General features: G+C 31.6%; 3 protein-coding genes. All 3 read left to right on the forward strand.

Annotation, left to right across the window (positions count from 1 at the left end; translation table 11 throughout):
* Positions 1–490, forward strand: a 490-nt coding sequence (gene rnmV, locus MR593_RS09950; RefSeq protein WP_290692417.1) for a ribonuclease M5, incomplete at its 5' end; no start/stop codon positions are given.
* Positions 491–508: 18 nt separating this feature from the next.
* Positions 509–1,375, forward strand: coding sequence for a 16S rRNA (adenine(1518)-N(6)/adenine(1519)-N(6))-dimethyltransferase RsmA (gene rsmA / locus MR593_RS09955; protein WP_290692419.1), 867 nt, complete (start codon positions 509–511; stop codon positions 1,373–1,375).
* A 62-nt stretch (positions 1,376–1,437) separates the two neighbouring features.
* Positions 1,438–2,661 carry a hypothetical protein gene (locus tag MR593_RS09960; RefSeq protein ID WP_290692421.1) on the forward strand — a complete coding sequence of 408 codons (1,224 nt, stop codon included), beginning with the start codon at positions 1,438–1,440 and terminating at the stop codon, positions 2,659–2,661.
* The last annotated feature ends 177 nt before the right edge of the window (positions 2,662–2,838 follow it).

The raw sequence follows: 2,838 nt of genomic DNA on the forward strand, positions 1-2,838 counted from the left end.
TAAGAGAGCTGTAGATGCTGAGCTTATAACAACTGGCGGATTTGGATTTCCTAAGGGAGTTATGGATAGGATTAAATCAGCTCAGAAAAGAAGGGGAGTAATAATCTTCACTGATCCAGACTTCGCTGGGGAAAAAATCAGAAAGAAAATCGCACAAGCTGTTCCTGGATGCAAGCATGCATTTTTACCAAGAGAAGAAGCGAAAAAGGACGGCGATATAGGAATAGAAAATGCATCTCCAGAGAGCATAAGAAGGGCTCTTGAAAAAGTAAGAACAGAAAGTATCGAAAAGAGAAATGAATTCGCACAAGTGGATTTAATAAGAAATAACCTAATTGGAAACGAAGATGCATCTTATAGAAGAGATAAAATCGGTCAAATATTAGGAATAGGATACGGTAATGCGAAACAATTTTTAAGCAGATTGAATAATTACGGAGTTACAAGAGAAGAATTTATAGAAGCGGTAAAATCTATAGATAACGATTAGATAAAAGGAGGAAATGAGATGGATAGACTTTCGTCACATAGAGCTACGAAAGAAATAGTAAACAAGCATAACTTTAAGTTTTCAAAGTCATTAGGACAAAACTTTTTAATAGATGATAATGTAATAGACAAAATATTAGCGGGATCAAGATTATCAGAAACTGACAAAATCATAGAAGTAGGACCAGGAATCGGAACGCTAACTAGAGAAATGGGAAAGACTGCCCAAAATGTAGTGGCAATAGAAATCGACAAGACATTAATCCCTATATTAAAGGAAACACTAGCAGACTTAGATAATGTAGAGGTTGTAAACGAAGATATTTTAAAGGTAGATATCCAAGGTTTAATAAATGAAAAACTAGATGGAGGACCAGTAAAATTAATAGCAAATCTTCCATACTACATAACTACACCGATAGTTATGAAATTCTTAGAAGAAGATATACCAGTAACAGACATAGTAGTAATGGTGCAAAAGGAAGTTGCAGATAGAATGAATGCGAAACCATCTACAAAGGATTACGGTGCACTATCAGTGGCAGTTCAATACTACTGTGACACAAAAATAGTTGCAAAAGCTCCGAGACACATGTTTGTGCCACAGCCAAACGTGGATTCTATAGTTATAGGACTTCATGTAAGAAGCGAGAGAAAATATAAAGTAGACAACGAAGATATTTTCTTCAAAACAGTAAAAGCTTCATTCGGTCAAAGAAGAAAAACTCTTCTAAATTCTCTAGGAGGATTAGGATTTTTAACAAAGGATCAAATAAAAGAAGCACTACAGGCTGCAAATATAGATCCAAAGAGAAGAGGAGAAACTCTTAGTATAGATGAATTTGCTAATTTATCAAATGAAATAAATAAAATTTCATCTAAATAATACTATTTTCCAAAACCTCAAACATATAATATTTTGAGAAGTTATGTTTGGGGGGATAAATAGTGGGTTCTAAAAGAAAATTTAAAAGGGACTATATTATACTAGAGGCAAAGGACATGAACTTTAGAAGTAAAGAGCGTGTTCTTCCTAAAGCCTTTGCAAAGATAGAAATTAACGATGAAAAATCAGCAATCGCTTTATACGTAGAAAATCTAAAAAACTTAAAAGACGGATATGATGTGGTCGCTCTTAGAAGTGATTATGAAAAATTAAACTTGGGAAGAATTAACTTAAATTCTCAAGGAAAAGGTGAATTTGTACTAGATTTAAACGAAGAGGATAGCGATATCAAGGCTGTAGCATTGACTTATGATAAATATATTCCGCTTATAGGATTTAAAGGAAATAAGCTTGAAAATTATGAAGCGCTGATATTTGAACCTGAAGAGGAATTCGAGGAATATGAAGAAGTTGAATATGTAGAACCGAATGATGAATCTGAATATGAAGAGGTTGAATATTTAGATTCAGATGATGAATACGAATATGAAGAAATAGAGTATATATATGAAGATGATTTAGAAGATGATCAATATGACGTACAGATTGAATCTGAAAATGTAGAGGAACTTGAAAGAGACATCTATGAAGAAAAACATAGAAATGTTGAAAGTATCGATTCTGAACAAGAGGTTCAAGAGCATACAACTGACAAAGCTGAACAAATATCATATATTAAAGATACATCTCAAGTAAAAAATAATAAATCTGCAAAAACAAATACAAAAGACAAACATCAAAATAAGAAAAAGATAATGAGAGACGAATTTAACAACATGTTAAATACAGATTCAGTTAGCGAAAAGACATCAGGAAAATTACTTATGCCAAGACAAATAAAGAAAGGTCTTAAATATTTCAAAGAGGTTAAGCCCTTTGCAGCAGATTATATAGAAAATACTAGATGGTGGAAAATAGATATAAATCAAAATACGATGTGTGGATATACAATGCCTTACTTAGGATATATAAATACCTTAAACTACACAATGTACAGCGATATAGCCATGAATTCATATAAGTACAGACATTATTTATTTGGAGTACAATACGATGAATATAACAAGAGAAAGTATTATATATATGCAATTCCGGGCAAAAAATCAGAGCAACCGGATAAGGGTACTACAGGTTTTACAACATACCAAGCGTGTGATAATAGAAATAGTAGCTTAGGATATTGGTTGTGCTTTATAGATTCTAAAGCTCGAAAGATAGAAAGATAACAAAATGGAAGTAAAAAAAATAAAAAATTTTACACCAATTTAATTTAAAAGTGTTATAATAAAAAGAATTGATAGAATATAAAAAGAAAAATCGCCTAGTGAACCTAGGTGATTTTTACGTTTTTGGAGGGTGATAATTAATATTGATAGAAAAATATATCCATTAACATATAAAAA

The sequence above is a fragment of the Intestinibacter sp. genome, assembly GCF_022780145.1.
Taxonomy (GTDB): Bacteria; Bacillota; Clostridia; order Peptostreptococcales; family Peptostreptococcaceae; genus Intestinibacter.